Raw genomic sequence first — 26,875 nt, forward strand, 5'->3', positions numbered from 1 at the left:
TCACGTAGGGAGGGTGGTGCGCAGATACTCGTTCCCGAAGATATGGTCCGGGTCCACTCTGTTGCGCACTGCGACGAAGTCCTCGAACCGCGGATACATCTCGGCGAAGTCGTCCGCGCGCATCGAGTGCAACTTGCCCCAATGCGGACGTCCCCCGACGCTGCGGGCGATGGATTCGACGGCGTCGAAGTAGTCGCGATGATCACGGCGGTGGTACTGATGCACAGCGATGTAGGCGGTCGCCCGCCCGTAGGCGGTGGAGAGCCAGATGTCGTCGGACGCCGCGAAGCGAACCTCGACGGGAAATGCGACGACGAATCCCGACGATCGAAGCCACCGCTCGATTTCCCTGATCACCGACGCCACCGTGTCCGCGGGGACCGCGTACTCCATCTCGCGGAATTTGACCGTGCGCGTCGACGCGAACACCCGGTAGCTGCGATCGGTGAACTCGCGGCCGGACAGCGCACGGGACGACAGCGCGTTGACGCGCGGAATGGCGGCGGGGAATCGCGTCACGGCACGGTTGACCACCTCGAATGCTCGGTTGGCGAGCAAGTCGTCGTCGATGAACGCCCGCAGGCGGGAGAGGGGCTTGGTGGTGTCACCCGGCAGGCGCGTGTTCGTTTTGGTGAGCACTCGGTCGGTGTGCGGGAACCAGTAGAACTCGAAGTGGTCGGCGTCGTTCCACGCCAGAGAGTCGAGTGTTCCACCGAGCGTCGCGGGTGATTCGGCGGCGTGCAGCAGGTATGCGGGCTCGCATCGCAACGTCACCGTCGTGATGATTCCGAGAGCTCCGAGCCCGACGCGTGCGGCATCGAACACGTCGGGTTCGGTCTCCCGGGAGCAGTGCACGATGCTGCCGTCGGCTGTCACCAGTTCCAGCGCGAGAACCTGGGTCGAGATGCCACCGAAGCGTTGTCCCGTCCCGTGCGTACCGGTCGAGAGTGCGCCGGCGATCGATTGTTCGTCGATGTCGCCGAGGTTCGTCATCGCCAGGCCCAGATCCCACAATGCAGCCGACAATGCGCGCAGGCGAGTGCCCGCGAGGACGGTGACGGCGGAACAACCGTCGGGCAGGGGGTGTACGGACTCGATGCCCTGCATAAGGTCCAGGCTCATCTGCACACCGTCGGTGACCGCGATGGACGTGAACGAGTGCCCGGCGCCGACGCACTTCACCGTCACCCCGCGCTGCAGTGTCTGCATCACGTCCTGCACCGATCTCGGCCGCACTACATCCGCCGGATGTGCGACTTGGTTGCCTGCCCAATTACGCCACTCGCGCCCCGTCATCGACCCACTATTGCACTCGAGGGAATCCGACCACCGGGTTCGACACGCGGGCCTACTATCGGACGCATGCAGACCCGGCTGCCCGTCGATGCTCGGCGTGCACACCTGGTCCACGCGGCGTTGAACCTAGCCGAACGGGTCGGTGTGGACGCGTTGACGGTCCGTGCCGTGGCCGAGGAGGCGTCGGTTCCTCGTGGAGCCGTCTACTACTGCTTCGAATCCAAGGAAGACCTGGTCATCGCTATGGGTGAGGGTCTGGTGGTCGACGTCACGACGGCGCTGTTCACCGCGTTCGAGCATCCGAGTCACGTCGGTGGGGTGCGTGGGCTGCGGATGTTGGTGCACAGCGGTCTCACCGCGATCTGGCCGCTCGTGGAGGAGACGGCCGATCGGCAGTTGCTGTCCTACGAGATCAAGACGTATCTGCTTCGGCACCGCGCGCTCGGCTCGGAGGTCGCCGCGACCATCGCGTCCGGTCAGTATCGAATCCGCGACACCGACACGTTCGAGTTCCTCGACAGATGTGCGCAGATCACCGGCACCCGCTGGCTCGAGCCGACGTCGGCCGTGGCGCACTTCGGTATGGCGACGGTCGACGGGCTGATTCTGCGGTGGCTGGTCGACAGGGACGACATGGCAGTGATCACTGCGCTCGACGATCTGTCCGGCCTCGTTGCAGGCAAGGCCGTCGAAATCTGACGGGGCGGGCGATCGGTGGTTAGCTGACCGGGTGCCGACCGACCGTATGCCCTCTTTGAATCTTCTCGCCGACGCCACCGCGCATCTCGAGCCGCCCTTCGCCGTCGTCGACGCGGGTGCTCTGGACGCGAACGCTGCCGATCTTCGCCGCCGGGCGGGGTCGACGCCTATTCGTGTGGCCAGCAAGTCTGTCCGTTCCCGGGCGGTTCTCGAACGAGTGCTGGGTCCGAATCTCACTGCAGCACAGCAGTTCGAGGGGATCATGGCGTACTCGCCGGCCGAGGCGATCTGGTTGGCGAGGGCGGGTGCGGAAGACGTTCTGCTCGGGTATCCGACGGTGGACAGGGGCTCGTTGGCCGAGATCACCCGAGACCGGGTGCTGTCCGGGCGCATCACGCTGATGGTCGACGATCCCGCCCATCTCGAGGTGATTCGCGAGGCAGCCGGTTCGGATCGGGCCCGGCCGCGTGTGTGCATCGATGTCGACGCCTCGCTTCGTCTGGGTCCGATCCACCTCGGTGTCCGACGGTCACCGCTGCGGGAGCCTGCGCAGGTGGCGTCGTTCGCAAGGACGGCCAAGGACCGAGGGTTCAGGGTTGTCGGTGTCATGTTTTACGAGGCGCAGATCGCGGGACTGCCGGACTCCAATGCGGTGGTCGAGTTGATGAAGAAGGCGTCGGCTGCAGAGTTGCAGACCCGCCGGGCGACGGTTGTCGGCGCGGTCGTCGATGCCGTCGGCTCGCTGGAACTGGTCAACAGCGGCGGCACCGGGTCGCTCGAAGTCAGCTCTTCGGCGTCGTCGGTCACCGAGGTGACGGCCGGGTCGGGGTTGTTCGCGCCGACGCTGTTCGACCGCTATCGGGCATTCACGCCGCAGCCTGCGCTGTACTTCGTCTTGCCTGTCGTTCGAACACCGACGCCGACGATCGCGACGGTGTTCGGTGGGGGGTACGTCGCGTCGGGTCAGGTATCGAAGTCGCGGCTCCCCACGCCAGTGGCGCTCTCCCGAACTGCGCAGGGAATCCTGCGGGGAGGGCTGAAACTTCTGCGCAACGAAGGCGCCGGTGAAGTCCAGACTCCCGTCGCCACCAGCGGCGCACGTATCGGCGATCGCATCTGGTTCCGCAATGCAAAGGCCGGAGAGCCGTGTGAGCGGGTCGATTCTCTGCATGTCGTCGAGCCCGACGGCAGCGTCAGCGTGGTCCCGACGTATCGCGGTGAGGGCAAGAACTTCGGGTAGGCGGGTCGCCTCGGATTGTGTGGGCGGGTCGCCTCGAATTGTGGAGCCGGGTCGCCGCGGATTGTGGAGCCGGGTCGCCTCGAACTATATGTACGCAAGTCCGGGCGCGGGAGGGCGTTAGCTTAGCATTGCCTAATGCATCTGAAGAGTGGGTTGTCTCGTCGATCGTTCATGGTCGGTAGTGTGTCCCTGCTGGGCTTGGCGGCGTGCGCTCGCGCAGAATCGTCGGTCGCGCAGGAGAATTCGGAGTCCGCGGTGACGGTGACCGTTCGAGGTGACGGATTCGAGTCGACAATTCCGCGAGACCCTGCTCGTGTCGTCGTGATGGAGGGTCGTGGTGACCTCGAGTTCGCTCTGCTCGCCGGGTATCCGCTCGTCGCAACGGGCAACACGGCAGCGCCGGGCACTCTTCCTGGCGGACAGTACGACGGACGGATCGGTGCGGACGTGCAGTCCATCGGCGGTCCGGACGGTCCCAGCATCGAGGAAGTCACAGCGCTCGCTCCCGATCTCATCGTGATGCGCGCCAACGGGTGGCGGCTGGATTGGTACGGCAACGAGCTGTTGTCACAGGTTGCTCCCGTGCTGCCGGTCGAGGTGAACGAGCCGGATTTTCGAGCGCAGATGTCGAGCCAGTTCGACGCTGTCGGGCGGGGTTCGGACGCAACGGTTCTGCTCGACGCCTACGATGCGATCGTCGCCGATGCACGCTCCGACCTCGGAGACGCGTTGGTGGGCAGAAGGATTGCGTTGGTCACGAGCGAACCTGCCGCGAAGGGCTACGTCAACCTGTGGACCAATCAGATCGGCACCACAGTGGCGCGCGATCTCGGGTTGGAGGTGCTGTACTTCGACCCCACGGACGAGAAAGGCAATCAGCAGCTTTCGCTCGAGAACCTGTCCTCGTTAGCGGATGCGGACTACATCTTCCACCAGACGACGGACCCTGCGGTCGTCGGTGCGGCGGGAACGTGGCAGGCACTGCCTGCCGTCGCCGAGGGCAGAGCCGCTGTGCTCGATCCTCGATTGAACAATGGACTGGTCATCACCGCGTCGGCCATTGCCGACACGATCGCCGGTTCGATCGGCTCCTGGACGAGGGCGTCGTAGCGGCAGCTACCCGGTCAACGCCATGAACGCCCCGAGGGAATCCAAGCCGTCGGGGGTGGCGGGGAGATAGTGGGTGAGGGTTCGGGACTGGATGATCAACGCTGCCCATTGCCCTCGGGAGAGAGCTACGTTCAACCGGTTTCGGGACAGCAGAAACCCTGCCCCGCGAGGTGAGTCACCGAGGTTGGATGCGGTCATCGACAGGACGGCGACGGCGGCTTGCCTGCCTTGGAACTTGTCGACGGTTCCGACGAGGACGTCGGCCAGGCCGGCGTGGTCCAATGCTTCCCGTATGCAGGCGACCTGGGCGTTGTACGGGGCGACGACGATGAAGTCGGTCGGCTCGAGTGGGCGGCATCCGGAGTGCGTGTCGGGGTTGGTCCACGGTAGGCCGACCATCTTCTCGATCTGTCGACGGACTTCTTCTGCCTCTTCGGGTGATTCCGTGGTTCTGGCCTCGTGGTCGATCGTCACCGTGTGCAGTCCGGGGCGCAGGCCGTCCAGTGCGCGTCGGGACGTGGCGTCCTCGTTGGAGAACAGCCTGTTCTCGTAGGACAACGCGGAGACCGGTGCGCACAGGTCGGGGTGCATGCGCCAGGTGCGGCTGAGGAAGTATCCGCGGTCGGCGGGAAGTGCACCGTGCCCGGCGGCGAGCCATCCGAGCGCCGACTCGTCGACAGGTTCCGGATGTGTACCTTGGCTGACCTGGGGGAGTTGTTGAGGGTCGCCCAGCAGCAACAGATTTCGGGCCGACTGGGCAACGGCAATGGTGTTGGCCAGGGAGAACTGTCCGGCTTCGTCGACGACGAGTAGGTCGAGCGATCCGGGGACGACGCGCGTGGAATGCGAAAAATCCCAGGCGGTTCCGCCGACGACGCATCCCTCCGCGGCGCCGCCCACGAACGACGGGTATTCGGCCTCCTTGAGCTCGGTCACGCCGTCGGGCGCCTTCTTCTTGCCGACGAGCTGCTCGGGGACTCCGGCGCGGACTATTCCGTCGAGTAGATTGTCCACGACCGAATGTGATTGTGCGACAACACCGATACGCCAGTGGTGATCCCGGACGAGTGAGGTGATCACAGCGGCCGCGGTGTAGGTCTTACCGGTCCCCGGTGGTCCTTGGACGGCGAGATAGGAATTGTCGAGATCGGTCAGTGCGCCGAGGATCGCGCCGATGTAGTCGCTGCCGGCGACGGTGGGAAGCCCTGCACCGGACCTCGTGCGCGGCGCAGATCGTGACGTCAGATCGGCGACTGCTGTCGCCGGGAGGTCGGGCAACGAGGCTGCGAGTTCGTCGGCGGCGGTGATGATCGCCGCTTCGATGCTGACGGTGGGGATGGGTGAGACCGGCGCGGCGGCCATCGGCAGCGTCGACCACGGGTCCGCGCCTGCCGCCAGTTTTTCCTCGATCACGACAACGCCGTCCTCGGCCTCGATCACGTCGCCTCGGCTGCACGCCCGGTACGACGGGTGAGGTTGCTCCAGGCCGTCGGGTGCAGGGGTGTCGTAGAGCAACCGAACCGACTTCTCGACGCTTCCCGAGCCCGTCAGCCGCAGTTGCCGTCGGAGCAACTTCTGTCGCGGTGTCGTCTTCGCCCACTCGCTTGTCGCCTCTGCGGAGTCGACGGTGAACACTCCCGGGGCATCGGCCCACTCGTCGACCGGGCTCTGCAGCCGGTCGAAGTGTGCCCACCAGAACGGCTTTCGTTCGCGGCGGTGGTATCCGATGGATCCGCCGTAAAGTGCGACGGCTTGCTGGAGATCGGACCTGTGGCCGGTGAGTCCGGCGAATTCGCGGAGCGATTCTTCCAGCGGGGTGGCTTCTTCTTCGGTGTCGGCGCCGACGTCCGCCGCGTGGCGGGGTGAGATTCCTGCGTCGGAAGCCCTCTTCAGCAGCCAGTTTCGTAGTCTCAGAGTCGAATCGCAGTCGTAGCGGTTGTATTCGGCGATCTCGCCGAGCAGCGAATCGGCTTCTTCGGTCCTGCCCTCGTCTCGCAGGTCGCACCAGTTGGCGTATTCGACGATCGACGCCGCGGCGTTGGTGACGTCGCCGTCGCGTCCCGCGGGCATGTAGAGCGGTTCGAGCTTCTTGATGCTGTAGGAACGTTCGCCGATGCGTAGGGATGCTCGTACGACGGGGTACAGGTCGACGAGCACGTTGTCGCGCAGGAGGTCGTCGACGATTTCCTCGCCGACGCCGTATCGCCCGGCGAGTCTGAGCAGTGCGGTCTTCTCGTAGGCGGCGTAGTGGTACACGTGCATGCCGGGAAATTGTTTCCGTCGTTCGACGACGTAGTCGAGGAAGTCGATCAGGGCCTGGCGTTCCTGTGCGCGGTCGTGCGCCCACAACGGAAGAAACTCCCCGTCGGTGTCGAGAATCCCGAACAGATATTCCAGGCCCCACTCGGTCGATCCTGCCGGGAGTGCAGCCCGCGGATCGGCCCCCGAGGTTGGTTCTGCCCAGAGCGGGTCGCCTTCGAAGTCGAAGAAGATGTCGCCGGAATTCGGTTCGGGGATGGCGCCGAGCGCGTCGGCGTCGAAAATTTCGTATTCTGTTCTGCCGCTTGCAGTCTGCGCGATCTGGAGACCTGCTTGCGCGCGCAGGTTACCGAGGATGCGAGCAGAGATGCCGTCGATCGGGCCGTCGCCGGAGGCAAGTTGGACCGACGTGGTGACGTCGGCGTCGTGCAGATGCGCCCGGTGGCCTCCGCTCAATCCGGCGACGAGGAGGAGGTCGTCCCGTGCGACGACTTGCTCGTCGCACATCTCGCAGCGCCCGCACTTGGTGAAGCGAGGGTCGGCCCAGTCGACGGCGTCACCGTCACGGACGTGTTCGTCGAGGATGTCTTCGAGGTGAGCGCGTTGACGACGGTAGATCGGGAGTAGGTTCCGCTTGGCGTGGTCGGTCGTCGTCCCGTCTCCCAGCATGAGGTGCAGGTTGTGGGCGACGTCGATTCCGCTCGATCCGAGTGCGTCGGCGTAGGCGGCGAGCTGGAGTAGCGCCGGGACGCGGGCGTGGCGAGACAGCTTGGTGTCGTACACCGAGTATCCGGCGTCCTCTCTGACGAGGAAGTCGCAGAACCCGAGAAACCGGCCGTCGAAGAATGTCGCCTGGTAGAGGACGTCGTACCCCCACAGTGCGGTTTCGATGGTGGCGGCGTGCGCGTCGGCGAGGCCCTGCATGGTTCGTTCGGGGCGCGGCATGATGGACACGCCCGCGCCGAACCGTGTCTGGAACGCGTCGAGTTGGCGTCGTTCGTGGGCGAATCCGAGTTCCGACGTGCGTTCCAGCATCGGGTCGGGTGCGGTGGGGATCGTCTGTATGCGGCCGAGCTTGGCGTCGAGGGTGCGCAGCAACGCGTATTCGCATTCGGCTGCGGCCGACAGGTCGCTGGCGCTGTAGATGACCTGATCACCGAGTACGAACACGCGCCCAACTGTAGGTGAATGCAGCGACAGGTCCGCGGAGAAGGCAAAATAGTCGAATGCCGTTCTTCGAAGGAGTCACCGGGGCCGTGCACTATCGGTCTTGGACCACGCCGCATCCCCGTCTCGTACTGGTGTTTCTGCACGGCTTGGGCCAGAACAGCGGCAATTATCATCGGTTCGCGCGCGTCATGAACACCGAGAGCATCGACGTGTGGGCGGTCGATCATGTCGGTCACGGGCTGACCGAGGGCGAGCTGTCGGACGCGTCGCAGATCACCGGTCTCGCCGACAATGCTCTGCAGCTCGCGGACATCGCCCGCTCGGAGCGTTCGGGTGTTCCCGTCGCGTTGATGGGGCACTCGCTCGGTGCTGCGACGGCGATCTCTGCACTCGGAAAGAATTCGGACGGTTTCGCGTCGGTCGTGCTGTGCGGAACTCCCAAGTCGACGACGGGTAAGCCGACCGATCTGAGTGACTCCACCTTGCCGCTGCTGGCGATGCACGGTGTCGACGACCGCATGGCGCCCATCGACGCAGTCCGGTCGTGGATCCCGAACGTGCCGGGCGCCCGCCTTCGTGAATTCGAGGACGCGGGCCACGATCTACTGCACGAGAAGGTTCACCGGACGGTCTCGCTCGAAGCCGCGGAATTCCTCCTGACACACGTGTGACGGGCGGCCCGGTCCGGGTCCGCCCGCCACACGCAGCAACTGTCTACTTGGCGTAGATCGACTCGATCTCCGATCCGCGCTCCTGGTGGATGATGTTGCGCTTGAGCTTCATCGTCGGGGTGAGTTCTCCCGATTCGACGGTGAAGTCGTGCTCGAGAATCTTGTACTTCTTGATCTGCTCGGCGTTGGACACCTTCTTGTTGGCGTCGGCGACGGCCTTGTCGATCTCGGCGACCAAATCGGGGTGCTTCTTCAGGTCCTCGAACGAGATGTCGGTGAGGTTGTGCCGTTCCTTCCACCCGGGCAGGGCTTCGGGGTCGAGGGTGAGAAGCGCGCCGATGAACGGCTTGGCGTCTCCGACGACGAGGGTCTGGCTGATCAGCGCGTGCGCGCGCAGAGCATCTTCGAGCACGGCAGGTGCGACGTTCTTGCCGCCGGCCGTGACGATGATTTCCTTCTTGCGGCCGGTGATGGAGACGTATCCGTCCTGGTCGATGGCGCCGAGGTCGCCGGTGTGGAACCACCCGTCGACGATCGATTCCGCTGTCGCCTTCTCGTTGTGCCAGTAGCCACCGAAGACCACCGGGCCCTTGAGCAGCAGTTCGCCGTCCTCGGCGATCTTGGCGGCGTGTCCGTTCAGCGGCTTGCCGACACTACCGATGCGCTGCTCGGCGGTGGTGTTGACGGTGATGGCCGCGCTGGTCTCGGTGAGGCCGTAGCCCTCGTAGACGGGGATGCCCACGCCGCGGAAGAAGTGACCGAGGCGTGCGCCGAGGGGAGCGCCGCCGGAGATCGCGCGGTCGCAGTTGCCTCCGAGTGCTGCGCGCAGCTTGGAGTAGACGAGCTTGTCGAACACGGTGTGCTTGATGTTCAGGAGCAGTCCTGCGCCGCCCTTGTCCTTGGCTTCGCTCCACTCGATGGCGGTGGCCGCAGCCTTGTCGAAGATGCCGCCCTTGCCGCCGTCGTGTGCCTTCTGCTTGGCCGAGTTGTAGACCTTCTCGAACACGCGAGGGACGGACAGGATGAAGTCCGGCTTGAACTCGGCGAACTGATCCAGAAGTGTCGAGATGTCCGAGGTGTGCCCGACGGTCGCCTTCGACTCGAAGGCGCCGAAGGACACGGCACGCGCGAACACGTGCGCCATCGGGATGAACATCAGTGTTCGGTTGCCCTCCTTCATCGAATCGTGCAGGGCCAGTTGCGTGGCCTGCACCTCGGCGTAGAAGTTGGCGTGGGTGAGCTGAACACCCTTGGGTCGCCCGGTCGTGCCGGAGGTGTAGATCAGCGTTGCGGGAGCCGACGCTTTCACCTGGTGGCGCCTGGTGTCCAGATCCTCGTCGCTGACGCCCGCACCGCGGGTGCTCAGCTCGTCGATGGCGCCTGCGTCGATCTGCAGCACCTCGCGCAGTTCGGCAGCGCCTTCGGTGACCTCTTTCAGCGCCTCGGCGTGCGCGGGAGTCTCGAGGATCAACAATTTGGTTGCCGAGTCCTCGAGAATCCACTGGGCCTGGTCGGCGGAGGAGGTTTCGTAGATCGCGACGGTGCAGCCGCCTGCGGTCCAGATGGCGTAGTCGAGGACGACCCACTCGTAGCGGGTTGCCGACAGGATCGCGACGCGGTCACCCAACTCGACGCCGGAGGCGATCAGGCCCTTGGCGACGGCTTTGACCTCCTTGGCGAACTGCGCTGCGGTGACATCGGTCCAGGTTCCGCCGACGAGACGCTGGAACGGTACGAGGTTCGGGGACTCCTTCTCGTACCGGAAAACGGTATCGGCCATCGAAGCATCGTCGGGAATGGTGAATGACGCCGGCACAGAATATTCGCGCACTGTAGGACCCCTCCGGGAAAATGACGTAACAGGTGTGCATTTCATCACATTCGGGGCCGTGTTGCACTACCGAGGGTGTCCGGTTTGCGAATTTTTCCGACCAGTCGTGTGGAGTTAGGTGTGACTCGCAGTGCACAATAACTGTTGCGGCCGTCGATTTCGACAGCGAGTGTCGCCTCGGTCACCACCGCACTGGTGATACCGGTGGCAGGAACCTCGGGGTCGACCGCTGATTTGCGGCACTCGTCCGTCCGAGTCCGTGACAGGGACTAAGCTCGGCTGTATATGAGCACAATCGAGTACTTGTTCAACACTGCCGAATCAGGATGCCGCTGTGACGACTGACGAGTCCACTTCGAGCGCGTCGGCATCGGCGTCCTCAGAAGCGACCCCCTCCGCCGAGTCCCCTTCTTCCGAGTCTCCCACCACTACGTTCGCTGATCTGGGCATCGACGAACGTGTGCTGAAGGCTCTGCATGCCGTGGGTTACGAGAGCCCGTCGCCGATTCAGGCGGCGACGATTCCGCCGCTGATGAACGGCAGCGACGTCGTCGGACTCGCGCAGACCGGCACCGGCAAGACAGCTGCGTTCGCCGTGCCGATCCTGTCGCGCCTCGATGTCGAGCGTCGTGTTCCGCAGGCGCTCGTCCTGGCCCCGACGCGTGAGCTGGCGTTGCAGGTGGCCGAGGCGTTCGGCAAGTACGCGGCCAACATTCCCGGTCTGCACATTCTTCCGATCTACGGCGGCCAGGCCTACGGGATCCAGCTGTCCGGGTTGCGCAAGGGCGCGCAGATCATCGTCGGAACTCCCGGTCGTGTCATCGACCACCTGGAGAAGGGCACCCTGGATCTGTCGCATCTCGAGTACCTGGTGCTCGACGAGGCCGACGAGATGCTCAAGATGGGATTCCAGGAGGACGTCGAGCGGATTCTCTCGGACACTCCCGAGTACAAGCAGGTCGCGCTGTTCTCCGCGACGATGCCGCCCGCCATTCGCAAGATCTCCAAGCAGTATCTGCACGACCCGGTCGAGATCACCGTCAAGACCAAGACGTCGACGGCACCGAACATCACGCAGCGGTACGTCCAGGTGGCGCACCAGCGCAAGCTCGAGGCACTCACTCGGATCTTCGAGGTCGAGGAGTTCGAGGCGATGATCATGTTCGTCCGCACCAAGCAGGCCACCGAGGAACTCGCGGAGAAACTGCGGGCCAGGGGCTTCTCGGCGGCGGCCATCAACGGCGACATCGTTCAGGCTCAGCGTGAACGCACCATCGGTCAGCTCAAGAACGGCACCATCGACGTTCTGGTCGCTACCGATGTCGCGGCCCGCGGACTGGACGTCGATCGAATCTCGCACGTCATCAACTACGACATCCCGCACGACACCGAGTCCTACGTGCACCGCATCGGTCGTACCGGGCGAGCGGGACGTGCGGGCGAGGCACTGCTGTTCGTCGCACCGCGGGAGCGTCACCTGCTCAAGGCGATCGAACGCGCGACGCGTCAGCCGATCACCGAGATCCAGTTGCCGAGCGTCGACGACGTCAACGCCCAACGTGTCACCAAGTTCGGCGACTCCATCACCGAGAGCCTGAACTCGCCGAACCTGAGTTTGTTCCGCAAGCTCATCGAGGATTACGAGCGGGAGCACGACGTCCCGTTGGCCGACATCGCAGCGGCTCTGGCCGTTCAGTCCCGTGACGGCGAGGAGTTCCTGCTCAAGCCCGAGCCACCGGCGCCGCCGCGCGCACCTCGCGAGAAGCGTGAACCGCGGCCGGCGCGGACGTTCGACGACGATGCCGCGAGCTCGCACCACCGCAAGACCGGCCAGGCTATGGCGACGTACCGCATCGCCGTCGGTAAGCGTCATCATGTTGCTCCCGGCGCCATCGTCGGAGCCATCGCCAACGAGGGTGGGCTCCGGCGCTCGGACTTCGGGCACATCAGCATCCGTCCCGATCACTCGCTCGTCGAACTGCCGGCCGACCTCGCCGACGAGACGGTCGAAGCGTTGCGGCGCACCAGGATCAGCGGTGTGCTGATCCAGCTTCAGCCGGACTCGGGCCCTCCCGGCGGTCGCGGTGGTCCCCGCGGCGGCGGCAAGTTCAAGGGCCGTCGTCCCCGGGACTGACACGAGCACATGACAAAACCCCCACCCGAACGTCGGGTGGGGGTTTTCTCGTGTGCACCGGCAGATGGTCCCGACCGAGGGAATTCGATGGACTTGCCGGGACTACGAACCGTCGGCGGGGGATCATGAGTCGGTGATCGCGCAGACGCTGTATGGGCAGGTGCAGGGAATCGTCGACGACGGTGTGGCGGTGTGGAAGGGCGTGCCGTATGCGGCACCTCCAGTGGGGGACCTGCGGCTGCGGGCACCGCGCAGGCCTGCGGCGTGGGCGGGCGTGCGTGACGCGACCGAGTTCGGGCACATCGCGCCGCAGACCCAGCACGGCCCCCTGCCGATCGACCCGGGCCTGACCGTCGGCGAGGACTGCCTGACGCTGAACGTGTGGAGCCCGGCCGGCGCCCGAGGCTTGCCGGTGATGGTGTGGATTCACGGCGGCGCGTACTACCTGGGCAATTCCGCGCAACGGGTGTACGACGGCAGAAAGCTGGTCACCGAGGGGCAGGTGGTGCTGGTGACGGTGGGTTACCGTCTCGGTGCGCTGGGGTTTCTGGATTTCTCGGCGTTCGGGGATTTCGATTCCAACGTCGGTCTGCGTGATCAGATCGCGGCTCTGGAATGGGTGCGGGACAACATTGCGGGCTTCGGCGGTGATCCGTCGCAGGTGACGTTGTTCGGGGAGTCGGCGGGCGGTGGGTCGGTCACCACTTTGATGGTCTCGCCTGCGGCTGCCGGACTGTTCCACCGGGTGATCGCGGAGAGTTCCCCGGCGACATCGGTGTACGGGGCGCAGAGGGCGTCGTCCATCGCGGAGCGTTTCCTGGAACTCGTGGGGGTGGAGGCGTCGGGACTACGGGGGCTCGATGTCGGGGACATCGTGCGAGCGACGGGCGAGTTGGTGCAGGAGATCCCGGCGAAAGTGCCGGGAACGTTGGCGCTTGCTCCTGTCGTCGACAGGGATCTGGTTCCGCACTACCCGGTCGCGGCTTTTCAGAAGGGCTACCAGCATGCGGTCCCATTGCTGATCGGGACCAATCACGACGAGTCGTCGATGTTCAAGCTGATGAAGTCGCCGCTGATGCCGATCACCCCGGACAAGGTGCACGAGATGTTCCTGGCCATCGCCGCGGATCATCCTGAGATGAGGGCCGACGAGGAAGTGGAGGTTGCGTCGGCCTACCCGGGTCATCCCAAGAAGAAGTCGGCGCTGGAGATCTCGCGCGATGCCGCGTTCCGGATGCCGACTCTCTGGGTCGCGGAGGCGCACAGTCGTCGAGCGCGCACGTTCCTGTACCGCTTCGATCAGGCGACTCCGTTCCTGAAGATCACCAGGCTGGGCGCGATGCACGGCACCGAGGTGCCCTACGTGTTCGGCAACTTCGGCGTCGTTCCCAAGGATCCGACGTTCAAGCTGGGTGGCCGACGCACCGCGGAGGAGGTAGGCGAGCGTGTCCGGCGCCGCTGGGTCGATTTCGCGTACGGGCGCGATCCGTGGGCTCCGTACGACGAGGCGACCCGGACGACCCTGTTGATCGACAAGCACGACACGGAGGTCGACGATCCCGATCGCGAACTTCGTCGAGCGTGGGGTGAGGAGATTCTCGGGTTCACATAGATCTACTCACATAGAGAGGGAGGTTAGCCTGGCCTTCCTTGTGCGGCACTATGTTTGAGAGTTCTACGGTCGCGGGTAATTGCGAACGCATGACCAGAGTGACGCTGCGCGTGAACGGCACCGACCACGAATTCGACTGCGACGTGCGGACGACTCTGCTCGACGCGCTCCGAGAACACCTCGACCTCATCGGCGCGAAGAAGGGGTGCGATCACGGCCAGTGCGGTGCGTGCACCGTGCTCGTCGACGGCCGCCGTATCAACAGTTGCCTCGCCCTCGCGGTCGGCTACCAGGGCCGCGACGTGGTGACGGTGGAGGGCCTCGCCGACGGCGACACTCTTCATCCCGTACAGCAGGCCTTCGTCGACAACGATGCCTTCCAGTGCGGATATTGCACGTCCGGGCAGATCTGTTCTGCCGTCGCTGTCATCGAGGAAGCGAAGCAAGGCTGGCCGAGCGCGGTCACCGAGGACGATCACCCGCGCCTGACCCGCGAGGAAGTCCGCGAACGGATGTCCGGCAATCTGTGCCGCTGCGGTGCCTACGCCAACATCGTGCCCGCAGTCATGGAGGCAAGCGAATGAAGACGTTCACGTACGACGTCGCCACCGACGTCGCGGACGCGGTGAATCGGCTCGCGTCGGACCCGGACTCCGCGCTTCTCGGTGGCGGAACCAATCTGGTCGATCTCATGAAACTCGGTGCGGCGCAGCCGTCGTCGCTCATCGACGTGACGAGGCTGCCGCTCGGCGAGATCGACATCCAGGACGATGGTTCACTTCGAGTCGGGGCTGCGGTGAGCAACAGTGATCTTGCCGTGCATCCTGTGGTTCGCTCGCGCTATCCCGTGTTGTCGCGCGCAGTGCTGTCCGGCGCGTCCGGTCAGCTCCGCAACATGGCCACCGTCGGAGGCAATCTGTTCCAGCGCACGAGGTGTGTCTACTTCATGGACACCTCCAAGCCGTGCAACAAACGCGACCCCGGTTCCGGCTGCCCGGCAATCGCGGGTGATCATCGTAATCTCGCCATCCTGGGGGCGTCGGATCACTGCGTCGCGACGCATCCGTCGGACATGGCAGTGGCCTTGACCGCGCTGGATGCGGTGGTGAACATTCACGGCCCGCACGGGGCCCATCGTGTGCCGATCGGGGAGCTGTACCGGCTACCCGGGCACGATCCCGATCTGGACACGACCATCGGCCACGACGAGATCGTCACCTCCATCGACATTCCTGCGTTGCCGGACGGCACGGTGTCGTTGTATCGCAAGGTGCGTGACCGCGCGTCCTACGCATTCGCTCTCGCATCGGTGGCCGCGGTCCTTCGAGTGGAGGACGGTCAGGTCACCGAGGCGCGCGTCGCCCTCGGAGGAGTCGCCCACAAGCCGTGGCGTGCGATCACCGCCGAGGGTGAACTACTGGGCAGATCGGCGAAGCACGAGGCGTTCCGTGAAGCGATCGACTTGGAATTGAAGGCTGCGGTGCCGCTGCGTGACAACGGCTTCAAGATTCCGTTGGTACGCAATCTCGTGACCGAGGCTCTGACCGATCTGGCAGCCAGGAGTGTGCAGGAATGACAACTACATCGGTAGGGCAGTCGATCCCGCGGACGGAAAGTGTCGCCAAGGTGACCGGGCGGGCACGGTACGCCGTCGAGCAGCGGGCGGAGACGGCTCCGGCCTACTGCTGGTACGTCCCGGCGGAGGTTCCCACGGGTCGCGTCACCCAGGTGACCGCGCCGGACGGCGTCACGCTGTTGTGGCACGGAAACGCCGAAAAGCTGGACGAGATCGAGGATACCGAACTGGCTGTGCTGCAGTCCGATCGAGTCGCCTACCGCGGGCAGATCGTCGCCGCCGTGGTGGCCGACTCGTTGGAGGCCGCACGCGACGCCGCCGCACAAGTTCGGGTGACGTACGCGGACGAGTCGCGGCCCGACAACGAGCTGACGACGGACCACGAGTCCATCTACGCACCGGAGACGGTCAACGCGGGGTTTCCGACCGACGTGACCGTGGGCGATCCGGACTCGGCGTTGGCGTCCGCGGCCCACGTCGTCGACCGCTGGTACACGACGGCTCCCATGCACAACAGTCCGATGGAACCGCACGCGACGACAGCGCAGTGGTCGGATGGTGTCCTGACGGTGTGGGATTCGACGCAGGCTCCTTCCGGAGTCCAGGGTGATCTCGCGACGGTGTTCGGTCTGGATCCGTCGAATGTTCGGGTCGTCGCCGAGAACGTCGGTGGCGGGTTCGGCGCCAAGGGCAGCACCCGACCGAATGCGGTGCTGGCCGCCATGGCGGCGCGCGCCACCGGTCGAACGGTCAAGCTCGCTCTTCCGAGGCAGGCGCTGTTCGATCTCGTCGGCTACCGCACGCCGACGATCAACCATGTGCAACTCGGCGCATCCGCCGACGGCACTCTCGCGGCGTTGGCGCACGACACGTTCCAACAGACGTCGCAGATCTTCGAATTCTGCGAGCAGACTGCGGAGTCGTCGCGGCACATCTACGCCTCACCCAACCGTCGCACCACGCACCGACTCGCGGTGTTGGATGTTCCGACGCCGCGCTGGATGCGCGCACCCGGTGAAGCGCCTGGGATGTTCGCAGTGGAAACGGCGATCGACGAGTTGTCGTACGAGGTCGGGATCGATCCGATCGAGTTGAGAATTCTGAACGAACCGAAGGTCGACCCGGCGAGCGGCAACCCGTTCTCCTCGCGCAGCGTCGTCGAATGCCTCCGTGAGGGAGCCGAGAGGTTCGGGTGGGCCGAGCGCGATCCGCGGCCGGGGCATCGCAGGGAAGGCCGCAAGCTCATCGGTAGCGGTGTCGCCACGGCGAGTTACCCGGTGCTGATCAGCCCGTCGACGGCGTCGGCGACGCGGGCCGAGGACGGCTCCGTCACGGTGTCCGTCGCGGCTTCGGACATCGGTACCGGCGCTCGAACCGTGTTGCGACAGATTGCCGCCGACGCACTCGGTGTGTCGGCGGATCTCGTGGAACTGAAGCTGGGTGACAGTGCGCTACCGAAAGCCCCTGGTGCGGGCGGGTCGTCGGGCACGTCATCCTGGGGGTGGGCGGTGACGAAGGCGTGCACGGAACTCGCCTCGAAGACCGGCCCGGCCGAAGTCACCGTCGACACTTCCGATGACCTGGAAGCGCAAAAGGACTTCGCGCGCATGGCGTTCGGTGCGCAGTTCGCCGAGGTCGAGGTGGACGTCGACACCGGTGAGGTGCGGGTCCGGCGAATGCTCGGCGTCTTCGGGATCGGGCGTGTCATGAATCCGCGACTCGCGCGGTCACAGCTTCTCGGCGGCATGACCTTCGGGATCGGCATGGCGTTGATGGAAGCCGGAAACACCGATCGGGAGTTCGGCGGATTCTCCAACCACGACTTCGCCGAGTATCACGTTCCGGTGTGCGCGGACATTCCCGTCGATATCGAGGCGACCTGGGTCGAGGAGCACGACGACGAGCTCAGTCCCATGGGAGGCAAGGGGATCGGCGAGATCGGTACGGTCGGGTCACCCGCAGCGATCGGTAACGCCGTGTTCCACGCCACGGGTGTGCGGGTCCGCGACCTTCCCATCACTCTGGACAAGGTCCTTCCGCACCTCTAGTCACAGAAGGAGGCGGCTGAGGAACTGCCTTGTTCGCGCCTCGGCGGGATTCTTCAGTACGTCCGCCGGGGCTCCGCGTTCGACGACGACGCCGCCTTCGATGAACAGCACTTCGTCGGCGACCTGCTCGGCGAACCGGATCTCGTGGGTCACGATGACCATCGTCCAGCCCTCGGACGCGAGTTGTTTGATGACGGTGAGGACTTCGCCGACGAGTTCGGGGTCCAGCGCCGACGTCGGTTCGTCGAACAGCATCAGCTTCGGTTTCAGGGCCAGCGCCCGCGCGATGCCGACGCGTTGCTGCTGGCCACCGGAGAGCTGGAACGGGTACTGGTCGGATTTGGCGTCGAGGCCGACTTGCGCGAGCAGGCGGTGTGCGTCGGCTTCGGCGTCCGCGCGGGGGCGTTTCTGCACGATCACCGGACCTTCGATGATGTTCTGCAGCACCGTCTTGTGTGGGAAGAGGTTGTGTTGCTGGAACACCATTCCGCTCTGGGCGCGATATGCCCGCAGTGCCGCCGCGGAGGGGTGCGCACCGAAATCCACGGACACCTCACCGATGCGGACGACGCCTGCGTCCGCTGGATCGAGAGCGTTCAGTGCACGCAATACGGTGGTCTTGCCGGAGCCCGACGGGCCGATGATGACGGTGACCGTTCCCGACGGCACCGAGAAGGACACGTCGCTGAGTACGTCGACCGGACCGAACGACTTTCGCAGAGAATCGACTTCGAGTAGATCTGTCATTTGGCCACGTACCTGTCGAGTCGGACTTCGAGTTTGCCTTGGAAGAACGAGAGAATCATGCAGATCACCCAGTAGTAGAGCGCGGCGACGCTGTAGAGGGCGAAGAAGTCGAAGGTGGGTGCGGCGGCGAGCTGGGCGACGCGCAGAAGTTCGGTCACGAGGATCGTCGACGCCAGGGAGGTGTCCTTCACCAGCGAGATCAGAGTGTTCGACAGCGGGGGGACCGCGGTGCGCAGAGCTTGGGGAAGGATGATGCGCTGCAGCGTGGTCCGGTAGCCCATGCCGATGGTCTGCGACGCTTCCCACTGGCCCTTGGGAACGCTGAGGATAGCGGCTCGGATGACTTCCGCGGCGTATCCGCCGACGTTGAGGGAGAAGGCGATCACTGCGGCGGGGAACGGATCGATCACGACGCCGAACTGAGGTAGCGCGTAGAACACGATGAACAGTTGCAGCAGCAGGGGAGTGCCGCGAATGATGGAGACGTAGAACCGGGCGGCCGACGAGAGTGCCCTGTTCGACGAGATCCGCGCCAGCGCTACGCCGAGGGCGATGACGAGGCCGACGACGAAACTGATGGCGGTGAGCGGAATCGTCATGGTGACGGTGGCCTTCAGCATCGGCCAGAGGTTGTCGAGGATCAGATCGAACTTCGACTGCTGTTCGCTCGCAGCGCCGTCGGAGGTCGGTGCCTGCGTGTCCGCGGTGGGTGCTGCGACGGCTGAGCCGAAGTACTTCTCGGAGATCCGGTCGAGTGTGCCGTCGGCTTGAAGGGTGTCGATCGCTGCGTCGATGTCGTCCATCAACCCGCTGTCCTTGCGGGCGGCGAACGCCTGGTAGCTGGTGTCTCCGGTCTGCGCGGCGACCTTCACACCGGTGTCGCCGGTCTCTTTCAGATATTCGGCGACGGCGAGACTGTCGTTGACGGTGGCGTCGACCCGGCCGTCCTTCACCAGGGTGACCGCTTGGACGAACCCTTCGACGGCTTCCACGTCGGCACCGGCGTCGGCGGCCACCTCGGCCCAGTTGCTCGTCGACGACTGGGCCGTGGTCTTGCCCGCGAGGTCCGCGACGGAGGTGATGGAGGCGTTGTTCGCCGCGGTGAGGATCTCGCCTTCGGAGACGGTGTACGGCTTGGAGAGGTCGTACGCGCTCTGCCGTTCGGGATTGATGGTGACCTGGTTGGCGATCAGGTCGAAGCGCTGCGATTCGAGGCCGGCGAAGATGGAATCGAACGGTGTCTGCACGAATTCGACGCTGACCCCGAGTTCGCCGGCGACGGCATTGACGACGTCGATGTCGTACCCGGTCAGTTGGCCGTCGGAACCTTGGAAGCTGAACGGACTGTAGGTCCCTTCGGTGCCGACAACGATCACGCCGTCGTCGCGGATCTTGTCCAGAACCGAACCGGACGATCCGCAGCCGGCCACGGCGAGCAGAGCGACTATCGCGGCCAGTAGAGCGAGCGCTTTTCGGTGCACTGGAAAAACCTACCCGTCGATTTCCAATTCCGCCGAGACAACCACGGCATTGTTCATCGGTAGCGCGGCCACGCCGATCGCGCTGCGGGCGTGTGCCCCGGTCTCCGGGCCGAACACCTGCAGGACGACGTCGGAGAAACCGTTGATCACGGTGGTGGTCTGTGTGAAGCCGTGGTCCGCGTTCACCATCCCGGAGACGGTCAGCCAGGCCGAGACGCGGTCGAGGTCACCGATAGCGCGACGGACGCTGGCCAACACCGCGAGAGCCGCGTCTCGCGCCGCGTCCGTGGCCGCGTCGAGGGAGATGTCCGACGGGACCGCGCCGAACGGGCCGGCGAGGGAGCCGTCGGGACGCTGCGGTGAGTGACCGGATACGTACACGCGGTTGCCGCGGACTCTGGCCCAGTCGAAGCTGAATTCGAATCCGGGAGGTGCCTGCGCCTCGGCGGGGAGGACGAATCCGAGTTCTTCGATGCGTTTCTCGATGTGCATGTCACCACAGCCTCGTCGTCGGGACACCGTTGATAGTCTCGACGGTCCATCCGGATCCGTCGTGCACGAGCGTCGAGACGCCCGCGTTGAGGATCCGTGGGGACGTGACGCCGCGGATGGCGTCGAGAATGCCGCGGATGACTCCGCCGTGCGCGACGGCGATGACCGACGACTCGGGATGTGTGGCGGCGATCTCGTCGACGGCGCGCACTCCTCGGACGATCATGTCGCGTCGTGGCTCGAGGCCGGGGTACATACCGTGCGGCCAGTGGGAGTACGCGTCGTAGTCGGTGAACCCTTCTGCGGCGCCGAAGTGGCGCTCGGCGAGATCGGGGTAGGTCGCCGTGCGGGACATGCCCAGGTGTGAGCCGATGATGTCGGCTGTTTCTGCTGCACGTGAGAGAGGCGAGGAGACCAGCAGGTCCCAGGAACGATCGGACAGTTCGTACACGGCTTCGCGGGCCTGTGCGCGCCCGGTGTCGTTGAGCGGGATGTCGGAACTGCCCTGGAGACGGCCGTGAAGATTCCAGTCGGTTTCTCCGTGTCGGACCAACGCCAGAAAAGTCATAGTGAAGGGAGATTATCGCAGTTACCGCAGAGTACCGTCGAAGAGGACAGACGTGGTCGATATCGGAGGCACCCCTATGAATCTTGCCCTGACAGAGGAGGAAGCCGCATTTCGCGACGAGATGCGGACGTTCTTCACCACCGAGATTCCCGCGGAGATCCGCGAGAAGAACAGGGTGGGCATCGAACTGAGCCGTGAGGACATGGTGACGACGATGCAAATTCTGAACGCCAACGGGCTCGCGGTTCCACATTGGCCCAGCGAGTTCGGTGGCAGGGATTGGACGGCAGTACAGCGTCACATCTGGCTCGACGAGATGCAGTTGGCATCGGTCCCGGAGCCGCTCGCTTTCAATGCGTCGATGGTCGGGCCGGTCATCGCGACGTTCGGTTCGCAGGAGCAGAAGGAGAAGTTCCTTCCGAAGACTGCAAATCTCGACATCTGGTGGTGTCAGGGATTCTCCGAGCCGGAGGCAGGTTCGGATCTCGCGTCGTTGCGGACGACGGCGCTGCGTGACGGTGACGACTACATCGTCAACGGTCAGAAGACGTGGACGACGCTGGGGCAGTACGCCGATTGGATCTTCGCTCTGGTGCGGACCAATCCAGATGCCCCTAAGAAGCAGGCAGGTATTTCCTTCCTGCTGATCGATCTGAAGACGCCGGGCATCACGGTGCGTCCGATCAAGCTGATCGACGGCAGCGTCGAGGTGAACGAAGTGTTCTTCGAGAACGTGCGCGTTCCTGCGGAAAACCTTGTGGGCGAGGAGAACCAGGGCTGGAGCTACGCGAAGTTCCTGCTCGGCAACGAGCGGACCGGTGTTGCGCGCGTCGGGCACACCAAGGTTCGGCTCGAGCGCGCGAAGGAGTACGCGGCGGACACGAAGGTCGGTGACGGCACGCTGCTCGAGGATCCGCTGTTCGCGGCGCGGTTCGCCGAGCTCGAAAACGAGGTTCTGGCATTGGAGCTGACTCAGCTGCGGTTGGTGTCGAGTTCCGCTGACGGCAAGCCGAATCCGGCCTCGTCGATTCTGAAGCTACGCGGTTCGGAGTTGCAGCAGTCCGCGACGGAGGTGCTGATGGACGTTGCCGGGCCGGATTCGCTGCCCTACGAGGCAGGCGATGGCATCGAGAGCCCCGGATGGGCACAACGTGCGGTTCCGACGTATCTGAACTACCGCAAGGTCTCGATCTACGGTGGCTCCAACGAAGTTCAGCGGCAGATCATCGCGTCGACGATTCTCGGACTGTGAGGGTAGGGCAATGGATTTCGAACTGAACGAAGAGCAGAAACTTCTCCGCGACACCACGCGTGAGGTCCTCACCCGCGCGTACGACACCGAGAAGCGCAACAAGATCGTGGCGGCCGATCCGGGCTGGTCGACGAACGTGTGGAAGCAGTTGGCCGAGGTCGGGTTGCTCGGGCTGAGCTTCAGCGAGGACGACGGCGGCATGGACGCGGGTCCGGTGGAGATCATGGCCGTCATGACCGAGGTGGGTCGACGCCTCGCCCCGGAGCCGATTCTCGACGCTGTCCTCCTTCCCGGTGGGCTGATCTCCGCGGTCGGTTCGGCCGATCAGCGTACGCGTGTGTTACCCGGAGTTGCCGAAGGTTCGACGTTGCTTGCGTTCGCGCACAACGAAACCGGAAGTCGGTGGCCACACGTCGAGGTGAAGGTTGCAGCGACGGAGGACGGTGGATCCTGGTCCTTGAGTGGTGTCAAGAATCCGGTTCCGCACGGCGGTTCGGCAAACGTCGTGGTGGTCAGCGCGGCGCTGCCGGGTGGGGGGACCGGACTGTTTCTGGTCGACGGCGACGCAACGGGACTCGAGCGGAAGAGTTACGTGACTCACGACGGTGGCAGGGCGGCGCAGCTGTCCTTCACCGACGTCGCGGCCGAACCGTTGGGTGACGGATCGGATGCGAGTGCTGCGATCGTCGCGGCCGAGGTCAAGGCGCAGGCTGCACTGGCAGCGGAGGCTGTCGGCGCGATGGAGGAAGCGCTTCGTCTGACAACCGATTATCTGAAGCAGCGCAAGCAGTTCGGCGTTCCGCTCGCCAAGTTCCAGGCGCTCACGTTCCGCGCCGCGGACATGTATGTGCTGCTCGAACTGGCGCGCAGCATGTCGTTGTACGCGACGATGAACCTCGCCGACGACGTGGTCGATCAGACGGTGGCGTCGCGCACGAAGCTGCAGATCTCGCGGTCGTCGCGCAAGATCGGGCAGGAAGCGATCCAATTGCACGGTGGTATCGGCGTCACCGCCGAGTACCCGGTGGGTCATTACGTGTCGCGGTTGACGGCGATCGAGCACACTTTCGGCGGTGCGGACGAGCACCTGCGCATTCTGTCTCGCTGATCCCTACGTGCGCGGAAATGCAGGCCCTGGCCTACATTTCCGCGCACAGCGGAATCAGGACGCGTCCACTACCAGGTCGACGACTGCACCCGGGTTGGACACGAGGATCGCGTGCGAGCCCGGGACCTCGGTGATCTCCGCGCCTGCGCGCTCGGCCATGAACTTCTCCGAGGCCGGCGGAATGATCTGGTCCTGCTGAGGGATCAGTGCGTAGCTCTTGGTGTTCGCCCAGGACGGCGGTTCGCTCGGTTCGATCAGCGCGGTGGCCGCGATCGACTTCTGGCTCGCGATCATCTTCGCCGCCTGCTCGTCGCTGACGTCGGGAGCGAAGTACTGCTTGAACAGATTCGGCGAGATGTAGCCGTCGACGTTCTTGCCGAGGATGTTGGTCGAGTCGTCGACGATGCCGAGGCCGAGCACGGGAGGCAGCAGCGATGTCAGGCCGAAGCGGAACGGGTCGAGTGCCAGCGCGGCGGGTTCGCCCGCGGCGGGTGCGAAGGCCGCGACGTAGACCAGGGATTCCACGTTCGACGCGTGCACGTTGGTGATGACCGAGCCGCCATAGGAATGCCCGACGAGCACTACGGGCCCGTCGATGCCCTGCACGACCTTCTCGACGGCTGCGGAGTCGTAGCCGGGCCCACGGAGCGGGTTGTCCGGAACGACGACGTCGTATCCCCGAGCGCGTAGGTCTGCTGCGACGCCGTCCCAGCTGGAGGTGTCGGCGAAGGCGCCGTGGACGAGTACGACGGTGGGCAGGTCCTGCGCAGCTGCGGTTCCTGTGCCGAGCAGCAGGCTTGCTGCCAGTGCCGCGGTGGCAGCGGCGACTTTGGATCGAGTGAACTTCATGGGCGGGATCCTCTCGTAGGGAGTGGACCCAAATCTAGGCCACTGCGCCGGTGCCGGAACTTCCGGCAGATGTTCGTTCCATGTTGGTGTGACGTACCCGCGCTATTTTCCTCCGGAGTCTTGGCTAGGGTTGAGGAAGAGGACCACGCGATCAGCGTGCCCACCACGGCCGATCGGAAGCGAGTTACCGATGAAGGCTCGGACGGCGGAGTATCCACGCCCGAATCACTGCTTGTTGCACGTCAGCGATACCCATCTGGTTGCCGACGGAGATCTGTACGGCGCAGTGGACAGCACTGCCAGGTTGACCCGCCTTCTCGCCGACGTCGAGGCGTCCGGTGTTCGCCCCGACGCGTTCGTCTTCACGGGGGATCTGACCGACAGAGGGGAGCCGGGGGCGTACGACACCTTGCGCCGCCTCGTCGAACCCGTCGCCGACGCCTTGGGTGCGACGGTCGTGTGGGCGATGGGAAACCACGACGACCGCGCGACGTTCCGATCGCGGCTGCTCGATCAGGAGCACGCGTCGGGGTCGGTCGATCGTGTCCACGACATCGACGGCCTTCGCGTGATCACGCTCGATTCGACGGTGCCCGGCGCGCATCACGGCGAAGTGACGGCCGCGCAGTTGGATTGGCTCGCCGATGTTCTCGCCACTCCCGCCGAGTTCGGGACGATCCTCGCGATGCATCACCCGCCGGTGCCGACGGTGCTGGATCTGGCGGTGCTCGTCGAGCTGCTCGATCAGCACAGGCTGGCCGACGTGGTCCGCGGCAGCGATGTTCGGTCCATCATCGCCGGGCATCTGCATTATTCGACGACGGCGACGTTCGCCGGAATTCCGGTGTCGGTGGCGTCGGCGACGTGTTACACCCAGGACTTGAGTGTGGAGCCGGGCGCGATCCGTGGCCGCGACGGGGCGCAAGCGTTCAACCTGGTGCACGTCTACGACGACACCGTCGTGCATTCGGTGGTGCCGATCGGCTCATACGACACGGTCGGCGAGTACGTCTCGGCCGACGAGGTCGCACGACGGCTCGACCGCGCGGGCGTGACGATTGCCGACTCCACCCGCCACTCGCGAGTGGACGTCTAGTTCACTCGGCCCGCGCCGAACTCTCCCACGGCGCGACGATGGGGAAGTAGCGGTCGAGGAACTCGGTGACGCGGTGGGTGCGAACCTCGAGGTCCACCTCGGGGAAGCTGCCGTCGTTGAGACAGAAGAAGTCGACAGCGCGTTTGGGCAGCATCGACTCCATCCGATGGAGACCGGCGTAGGCCGTGGTGTCGATATAGGTGACTTTCGCGTCGCGCTGCACGACGGCCCGGCCGCTCATCAGGGCGTAGTAGTGGTAGAGCGAGTTCGTCACCGAGATGTTGGTGCTCGCACGGAACACGCTGGCCGCGGTGGACGCGAACTCGTCGGGAAACTCGTTTTCCATCTCCTGCATGACGCTCTTGCGCAACGGGGTCGCTGCGTGTTCGAGGTGGCGGGTGGTCGTCATGCCGAATCGGTCCTGCAGGAGCCGACGGTTGACGCGGGCGGCGTTCTCGAATCCGCTCCGGTCGGCGTCGTTGTAGCCCAATCCGATTCGGATGGGGGCTTCGATGAACATGCTGATGCCGCCGGGGGAGAAGAACATCTGGGGGCCGACGGGTCGGCCGAAGAACATGTCGTCGTTGGAGTAGAGGAAGTGCTCGGACAGCCCGGGGATGTGGTGCAACTGGCATTCGACGGCTTGTGAATTGTGCGTGGGCAGCACCGAGGTGTCGACGAAGAATGCCTCGCTCGGTACGAACGTGACGCGTGGATCGTCGGCGAGCCAGGAGGGCCTGTCGGAGTCCGTCGCGACGAAGATCCGTCTGATCCACGGCGCGTACATGTGGATGGACCGGAGGGCGTACTTCAACTCGTCGATCTGGCGGAAGCGTGCGGCGGACGCGTCGCCCTCGCCGACGACGTAGTTCTGCATCCGCCTCGCGCGTTGAGCCTGGAATTCCGCCGACGAACCGTCGACCCAGGAGAACACGATGTCGATGTCGAAATTGATGTCGGACGCGTGGTCGGCGAACATGTTCTCGATGGTCGGCCACGTCTTGCCGAATCGGTCGACGGTGCCGCGTACTGCTTCCTCGGGCTTGATCGTTCGGCGGGTCAGGGAGTTCTCGACCGGGAGAACTATTTCCGACGCAGATATGTCCCACAGTTCGATCTGTACCGCGGTGGACGCGCCGTAGTTCAACCCGCTCGTCGGTTCCGCGCGGGGTCGGAACAACCGAAAGATCCGTGCGTTGGGCGAATCGTCGAGTCCTCCGTCGGCGACGAGCATCGCCTTGCCGCGTTTGACGTCGACGGTCTTGCAGTAGAACGGCTCGGCGGTGCATGCCGCCACCAGAGCGTCCCGAAGAGCAGCGCGACGCGAATCGTCGATGGCGATGACCGGACGTTCGTCGTTTCCTCGCACCAGGAGGTACGGGATCGCGGCGTCGTCGAGCACGGCCCGAACGAACAGGAGATCCTCGACCATCGCCTGGTGTGGCGTCGTCGAGGTGATCTTCAGTGCGAAACGACCGCCGAACGGAACGATGTCCGCGCGGCCGGTGAGGCGTGCAGTCGTATCGGCCGACGCGCCGAGGACGGGTTCGTCCGAGTCCTGCTCGGGAGGAACGAGGTAGATATCGTGCGGAGCGGACGTCGAGGTGATGGTGAACCTTCCGGAGGTGGCGTGCGA

General features: G+C 64.9%; 21 protein-coding genes. 12 read left to right on the forward strand and 9 right to left on the reverse strand.

Translation table 11 applies throughout. The features are described 5' to 3' along the window. On the reverse strand, positions 1-1,296 hold the full coding sequence (locus CH293_RS17450) for a D-arabinono-1,4-lactone oxidase (protein ID WP_094720926.1): 1,296 nt from the start codon (positions 1,294-1,296) through the stop codon (positions 1-3). 66 nt (positions 1,297-1,362) lie between these two features. Between CH293_RS17450 and CH293_RS17455 the strand changes: the two genes are divergently transcribed. From CH293_RS17455 to CH293_RS17465, 3 genes are all read left to right on the forward strand, one after another. After that, on the forward strand, positions 1,363-1,995 hold the full coding sequence (locus tag CH293_RS17455; RefSeq protein ID WP_094720927.1) for a TetR/AcrR family transcriptional regulator: 633 nt from the start codon (positions 1,363-1,365) through the stop codon (positions 1,993-1,995). Between the two features lie 46 nt (positions 1,996-2,041). Next, on the forward strand, positions 2,042-3,235 hold the full coding sequence (locus CH293_RS17460) for an alanine racemase (RefSeq protein WP_176460039.1): 1,194 nt from the start codon (positions 2,042-2,044) through the stop codon (positions 3,233-3,235). Positions 3,236-3,370: 135 nt separating this feature from the next. Then, complete coding sequence (locus CH293_RS17465; protein WP_255122891.1) at positions 3,371-4,345, forward strand: ABC transporter substrate-binding protein; 975 nt, start codon at positions 3,371-3,373, stop codon at positions 4,343-4,345. Positions 4,346-4,351: 6 nt separating this feature from the next. Here the strand turns inward: CH293_RS17465 and CH293_RS17470 are convergent, their stop codons facing one another. Beyond that, the gene (locus CH293_RS17470) at positions 4,352-7,774 is read right to left on the reverse strand and encodes a bifunctional RecB family nuclease/DEAD/DEAH box helicase (RefSeq protein WP_094720930.1); all 3,423 of its coding nucleotides are present in this window, start codon (positions 7,772-7,774) and stop codon (positions 4,352-4,354) included. Between the two features lie 56 nt (positions 7,775-7,830). Here CH293_RS17470 and CH293_RS17475 point away from each other — a divergent pair, with 56 nt between their 5' ends. After that, complete coding sequence (locus CH293_RS17475) at positions 7,831-8,445, forward strand: alpha/beta hydrolase (RefSeq protein WP_037106262.1); 615 nt, start codon at positions 7,831-7,833, stop codon at positions 8,443-8,445. A 43-nt stretch (positions 8,446-8,488) separates the two neighbouring features. Here CH293_RS17475 and CH293_RS17480 read toward each other — a convergent pair whose 3' ends face one another. Then, positions 8,489-10,276 carry a long-chain fatty acid--CoA ligase gene (locus CH293_RS17480; RefSeq protein WP_176460040.1) on the reverse strand — a complete coding sequence of 596 codons (1,788 nt, stop codon included), beginning with the start codon at positions 10,274-10,276 and terminating at the stop codon, positions 8,489-8,491. 442 nt (positions 10,277-10,718) lie between these two features. On the opposite strand from CH293_RS17480, the gene CH293_RS17485 reads away from it, so the two are divergent. From CH293_RS17485 to CH293_RS17505, 5 genes are all read left to right on the forward strand, one after another. Further along, complete coding sequence (locus tag CH293_RS17485; protein ID WP_170945279.1) at positions 10,719-12,410, forward strand: DEAD/DEAH box helicase; 1,692 nt, start codon at positions 10,719-10,721, stop codon at positions 12,408-12,410. A gap of 133 nt (positions 12,411-12,543) precedes the next feature. Further along, the gene (locus CH293_RS17490; protein WP_094720962.1) at positions 12,544-14,022 is read left to right on the forward strand and encodes a carboxylesterase/lipase family protein; all 1,479 of its coding nucleotides are present in this window, start codon (positions 12,544-12,546) and stop codon (positions 14,020-14,022) included. 89 nt (positions 14,023-14,111) lie between these two features. Further along, a complete protein-coding gene (locus CH293_RS17495; RefSeq protein ID WP_037106272.1) occupies positions 14,112-14,606 on the forward strand; it encodes a 2Fe-2S iron-sulfur cluster-binding protein in 495 nt (164 codons plus the stop codon). Then, the gene (locus CH293_RS17500; protein ID WP_037106276.1) at positions 14,603-15,598 is read left to right on the forward strand and encodes a xanthine dehydrogenase family protein subunit M; all 996 of its coding nucleotides are present in this window, start codon (positions 14,603-14,605) and stop codon (positions 15,596-15,598) included. Before CH293_RS17495 ends, CH293_RS17500 begins: the two co-directional genes overlap by 4 nt. Further along, positions 15,595-17,646: a xanthine dehydrogenase family protein molybdopterin-binding subunit gene (locus tag CH293_RS17505; RefSeq protein WP_094720932.1), complete on the forward strand. Its 2,052-nt coding sequence runs from the start codon at positions 15,595-15,597 to the stop codon at positions 17,644-17,646. The genes CH293_RS17500 and CH293_RS17505 overlap by 4 nt, the downstream gene beginning before the upstream one ends. Here the strand turns inward: CH293_RS17505 and CH293_RS17510 are convergent, their stop codons facing one another. From CH293_RS17510 to CH293_RS17525, 4 genes are read right to left on the reverse strand one after another with little or no spacing between them, the layout of a single operon-like run. Then, positions 17,647-18,393, reverse strand: a complete 747-nt coding sequence (locus CH293_RS17510) for an amino acid ABC transporter ATP-binding protein (protein WP_094720933.1) — start codon at positions 18,391-18,393, stop codon at positions 17,647-17,649. Further along, positions 18,390-19,874, reverse strand: a complete 1,485-nt coding sequence (locus CH293_RS17515; protein ID WP_094720934.1) for an ABC transporter permease subunit — start codon at positions 19,872-19,874, stop codon at positions 18,390-18,392. The genes CH293_RS17510 and CH293_RS17515 overlap by 4 nt, the downstream gene beginning before the upstream one ends. 9 nt (positions 19,875-19,883) lie before the next feature. Next, positions 19,884-20,366 (reverse strand): RidA family protein, encoded by a 483-nt coding sequence (locus CH293_RS17520; RefSeq protein ID WP_094720935.1) that lies wholly within the window; start codon positions 20,364-20,366, stop codon positions 19,884-19,886. Between the two features lies 1 nt (position 20,367). Further along, the gene (locus CH293_RS17525) at positions 20,368-20,934 is read right to left on the reverse strand and encodes a histidine phosphatase family protein (protein ID WP_037106286.1); all 567 of its coding nucleotides are present in this window, start codon (positions 20,932-20,934) and stop codon (positions 20,368-20,370) included. Between the two features lie 76 nt (positions 20,935-21,010). Here CH293_RS17525 and CH293_RS17530 point away from each other — a divergent pair, with 76 nt between their 5' ends. Together CH293_RS17530 and CH293_RS17535 are read left to right on the forward strand one after the other, a co-directional pair. Beyond that, entirely contained in the window at positions 21,011-22,186 is a 1,176-nt protein-coding gene (locus tag CH293_RS17530) for an acyl-CoA dehydrogenase family protein (protein WP_094720936.1), read from the forward strand. Between the two features lie 10 nt (positions 22,187-22,196). Next, positions 22,197-23,294 carry an acyl-CoA dehydrogenase family protein gene (locus CH293_RS17535; RefSeq protein WP_094720937.1) on the forward strand — a complete coding sequence of 366 codons (1,098 nt, stop codon included), beginning with the start codon at positions 22,197-22,199 and terminating at the stop codon, positions 23,292-23,294. A gap of 54 nt (positions 23,295-23,348) precedes the next feature. On the opposite strand, the gene CH293_RS17540 is transcribed toward CH293_RS17535, so the two are convergent. Continuing rightward, entirely contained in the window at positions 23,349-24,143 is a 795-nt protein-coding gene (locus CH293_RS17540) for an alpha/beta fold hydrolase (protein ID WP_037106295.1), read from the reverse strand. A gap of 190 nt (positions 24,144-24,333) precedes the next feature. Between CH293_RS17540 and CH293_RS17545 the strand changes: the two genes are divergently transcribed. Then, on the forward strand, positions 24,334-25,239 hold the full coding sequence (locus CH293_RS17545) for a phosphodiesterase (protein ID WP_094653401.1): 906 nt from the start codon (positions 24,334-24,336) through the stop codon (positions 25,237-25,239). A gap of 1 nt (position 25,240) precedes the next feature. Here the strand turns inward: CH293_RS17545 and CH293_RS17550 are convergent, their stop codons facing one another. Then, positions 25,241-26,671: a stealth family protein gene (locus CH293_RS17550; protein ID WP_094720938.1), complete on the reverse strand. Its 1,431-nt coding sequence runs from the start codon at positions 26,669-26,671 to the stop codon at positions 25,241-25,243. Positions 26,672-26,875: the final 204 nt, after the last annotated feature.

The organism is Rhodococcus sp. 14-2470-1b (assembly GCF_002259415.1).
GTDB lineage: Bacteria > Actinomycetota > Actinomycetes > Mycobacteriales > Mycobacteriaceae > Rhodococcoides.

Excerpts from the sequence above, each read along its gene's own strand:
- CH293_RS17450 (WP_094720926.1), bottom strand. The coding sequence starts at position 1,296 with ATGACGGGGCGCGAGTGGCGTAATTGGGCAGGCAACCAAGTCGCACAT.
- CH293_RS17455 (WP_094720927.1), top strand. The coding sequence starts at position 1,363 with ATGCAGACCCGGCTGCCCGTCGATGCTCGGCGTGCACACCTGGTCCAC.
- CH293_RS17460 (WP_176460039.1), top strand. The coding sequence starts at position 2,042 with ATGCCCTCTTTGAATCTTCTCGCCGACGCCACCGCGCATCTCGAGCCG.
- CH293_RS17465 (WP_255122891.1), top strand. The coding sequence starts at position 3,371 with ATGCATCTGAAGAGTGGGTTGTCTCGTCGATCGTTCATGGTCGGTAGT.
- CH293_RS17475 (WP_037106262.1), top strand. The coding sequence starts at position 7,831 with ATGCCGTTCTTCGAAGGAGTCACCGGGGCCGTGCACTATCGGTCTTGG.
- CH293_RS17495 (WP_037106272.1), top strand. The coding sequence starts at position 14,112 with ATGACCAGAGTGACGCTGCGCGTGAACGGCACCGACCACGAATTCGAC.
- CH293_RS17500 (WP_037106276.1), top strand. The coding sequence starts at position 14,603 with ATGAAGACGTTCACGTACGACGTCGCCACCGACGTCGCGGACGCGGTG.
- CH293_RS17505 (WP_094720932.1), top strand. The coding sequence starts at position 15,595 with ATGACAACTACATCGGTAGGGCAGTCGATCCCGCGGACGGAAAGTGTC.
- CH293_RS17510 (WP_094720933.1), bottom strand. The coding sequence starts at position 18,393 with ATGACAGATCTACTCGAAGTCGATTCTCTGCGAAAGTCGTTCGGTCCG.
- CH293_RS17520 (WP_094720935.1), bottom strand. The coding sequence starts at position 20,366 with ATGCACATCGAGAAACGCATCGAAGAACTCGGATTCGTCCTCCCCGCC.
- CH293_RS17525 (WP_037106286.1), bottom strand. The coding sequence starts at position 20,934 with ATGACTTTTCTGGCGTTGGTCCGACACGGAGAAACCGACTGGAATCTT.
- CH293_RS17530 (WP_094720936.1), top strand. The coding sequence starts at position 21,011 with ATGAATCTTGCCCTGACAGAGGAGGAAGCCGCATTTCGCGACGAGATG.
- CH293_RS17535 (WP_094720937.1), top strand. The coding sequence starts at position 22,197 with ATGGATTTCGAACTGAACGAAGAGCAGAAACTTCTCCGCGACACCACG.
- CH293_RS17540 (WP_037106295.1), bottom strand. The coding sequence starts at position 24,143 with ATGAAGTTCACTCGATCCAAAGTCGCCGCTGCCACCGCGGCACTGGCA.
- CH293_RS17545 (WP_094653401.1), top strand. The coding sequence starts at position 24,334 with ATGAAGGCTCGGACGGCGGAGTATCCACGCCCGAATCACTGCTTGTTG.
- CH293_RS17550 (WP_094720938.1), bottom strand. The coding sequence starts at position 26,671 with ATGGTCGAGGATCTCCTGTTCGTTCGGGCCGTGCTCGACGACGCCGCG.